The organism is Curtobacterium sp. MMLR14_010 (assembly GCF_001865015.1).
GTDB lineage: Bacteria > Actinomycetota > Actinomycetes > Actinomycetales > Microbacteriaceae > Curtobacterium.
The window spans coordinates 1-2593 of sequence record NZ_MJGV01000032.1; the positions used below are offsets into that span (position 1 = coordinate 1).

A 2593-nucleotide genomic window follows, 5' to 3' on the forward strand; every position below is an offset into this window, starting at 1 on the left:
TGCGAGGTGCATCGATGCACCCGCGAGCAGCCCGGAGAGGAGGAGGGAGAAGCCCGCGGAGAAGCCGTGCGGCAGGACCGAGGCGATCCGGTCCTCCGGCACCAACCGGAACACCTCGCGTTCCGCGACCGTGTCGACGAACGCCTGCCGGTGCGTCATGACGACGCCCTTCGGTGCTCCGGTCGAGCCGGACGTGAAGATGATGTCGAGGGCGTCCCGTCCACCGCGCTCGGCTGCCGCGGGCACGACCGGGATCACCTCGTCGCCGTCGGCGAGCGTCCGCGCCTCGGACACGAGCGACTCGAACGCCAGGACCGCGGCGGGGTCCGCCACCAGGGTCGACGCCTGCGCGGCATGGGCGGCGTCGGCGACCACGTCGACGATGCCGGCGAGCGTCATCACGTGGCGCAGTCGTGCCTCGGGGAGGAACGGGTCCAGCGCGACGATGATCCGACCGGCACGGACGAGGCCGAGGAGGGCCAGCACGGAGGAGACGCCGTGGGTCACCATCACGCCGACGGGGACGGAGGTGCCGCCCTGCTCGACCTCGACGCCGAGGCCGCTGTGGTCGTCGGGGGTGAGGCGCTCGTCGAGGAGGACACCGAGGGCGCGCGTCATGCGGTCGAGCTCACCGTGCGTGAGTGAACCGTGGTCGTCCTGGAGGGCGAGCGCGCCTGGTGCACGGGTCGCGACCGCGGTGAGGGCGTCGAGGACCGACGCGTCGGCGACGGGTCCTCCGCGGTGGTCGGACAACGGTGTGGACGGCGTGTGCGACGGCTGGTCGCGCGGCGTGCCGGCGGCCGAGGTCGGCGTTCCGGTGGAGCTGAGCACCTCGTCCCCTCTCAGTGCATGGTGCGACGGGCACCGGCATGGCGACGCCGGGTCGACCCGACGCTAACCCGCGCGCGGACGGTCGCGACGGCTGTCGAGGGCCGGATGCGGGAACCCGCTGATCGCTGCGACATGCCGCAGTGGCCCGAGGGGTGGACCGTGACCCGGGTCAGACGGGCGGAGCCTCGACGCCCGTGCCCGTGAAGCCGGCAACGCTCGCGTTGTCCTCCGCGAACGTGAAGCGTGCGTCGACGGTCCCGCCGCGGAGCACGCCCGGCAACCACCAGCGGGCGTCGTCCCACATCGCGTCGTACGGCACCGCGTCCACCGGGACCCACCGCGCCGCGAGCTCGTCGCTCGCGGTGGGGGTGCCGGACCACCGCCGACCGACGAAGACGTCGGAGACCTGGGACCAGGACGGTCGGAACGGGAACCGGTAGTCCAACGTGCCACGAGCCTCCAGGTCGGCTGCGTCGAGCCGCAGGCCGACCTCCTCGGCGACCTCGCGGACGGCGGTCTCGACCGCCGACTCCCCCGGCTCGCGCTTGCCGCCGGGGCCGACCACCCGGCCCGTCCCGAGGCCGCGGCGCTTCTCCCCGAGGAGCACCTCCGGCCCGTCGGCACCGTCGCGCAGCAGGTACACGACGACGACTCGGGGGTGCTGGTTCTTCGTCTCGTCACGGGTCGGCACGTGTCCAGTCTGGCCGATGATCTGGCGTACGCTCGTTCCATGGCAGGTGGTCTGCGGGGGCACGGTGGCTGAGCACCGGCGGTTCGGGCGCAGCCTCGAAGTGCTGCGGGCCGAGGCTGCCGAGGAGATCTCGATGATCGTCGAGCACCGCAGTCGGCAGGGCGACGACCCGTGGGAGTTCATGCCGATGCTGCCGACGGTCGACGAGCAGGTCGTGCTCATCCTCCGCGCGGAGGCCCTCGAGATGGACGACGCGATCGGACGTCGCAGCTCGCAGTGGTCGATGCACCCCGCTTCCGGACAGGGCACCCGACTCGGCGAGGAGTACCACCGGCTGCGCCGCATCGCGCTGCAGCACCCGGAGCTGACCGAAGCCGTCTGGAAGCTCATGGGAGCCCTGCCGGAGCAGAGCTGACCTGCGGTTGGATGGTCGCATGACCGAAACCGTGCTCGCCGTCCTGAACCAGCCCTCGCGCGAGGCCGCCGCGCACGACCCCGCCGCCGACGCCTTCACGTACGAGGCCCCCCTCGCCACGACCATCCAGGTGCAGGACCTCGGCATCATCCGCGGGGACGGCGTCTTCGAGACCATCACGGTCGTCGACGGCCGCCCCCAGGCGCTCGAGGCCCACCTCGACCGGTTCGTGCGCTCGGCCCGCATGCTCGACCTGCCGCTGCCCGACCTCGACGCCTGGCGCCGCGCGGTCGAGGCCGTCTGCGCCGAGCTCGACCCCGTGCACGAGGCCTTCGCGAAGACCGTGATGACCCGCGGCGTCGAGGGCTCCGACCGCCCGACGGGGTGGGTCTATGCGGCAGCCTCCGGCGACTCGACGCCCGCCAGGACGCAGGGCATCTCGGTCGTGACGCTCGACCGCGGGTACCGCCACGACGTCGAGCGCACCTCGCCGTGGCTGCTGCAGGGCGCGAAGTCGCTCTCGTACGCCGTGAACATGGCCGCACTGCGCGAGGCCGTCCGCCGCGGCGCCGACGACGCCCTGTTCGTCTCGAGCGACGGCTACGTGCTCGAGGGCACCCGCGCCAACCTGGTGATGTCGGTCGGCGGACGACTCG

General features: G+C 72.8%; 4 protein-coding genes. 2 read left to right on the forward strand and 2 right to left on the reverse strand.

The window, feature by feature from the left end; genetic code table 11:
• Both BIU98_RS07665 and BIU98_RS07670 read right to left on the reverse strand, forming a co-directional pair.
• Positions 1 to 831, reverse strand: an 831-nt coding sequence (locus BIU98_RS07665; RefSeq protein ID WP_139200619.1) for an AMP-binding protein, incomplete at its 3' end; no start/stop codon positions are given.
• A 169-nt stretch (positions 832 to 1000) separates the two neighbouring features.
• Positions 1001 to 1522, reverse strand: coding sequence for an 8-oxo-dGTP diphosphatase (locus BIU98_RS07670; protein ID WP_071274315.1), 522 nt, complete (start codon positions 1520 to 1522; stop codon positions 1001 to 1003).
• 133 nt (positions 1523 to 1655) lie between these two features.
• Between BIU98_RS07670 and BIU98_RS07675 the strand changes: the two genes are divergently transcribed.
• Both BIU98_RS07675 and BIU98_RS07680 read left to right on the forward strand, forming a co-directional pair.
• Positions 1656 to 1937, forward strand: a complete 282-nt coding sequence (locus BIU98_RS07675) for a tryptophan synthase subunit alpha (protein WP_254787822.1) — start codon at positions 1656 to 1658, stop codon at positions 1935 to 1937.
• Between the two features lie 19 nt (positions 1938 to 1956).
• A partial coding sequence (locus BIU98_RS07680) for an aminotransferase class IV (protein WP_071274318.1) occupies positions 1957 to 2593 on the forward strand: 637 nt, incomplete at its 3' end.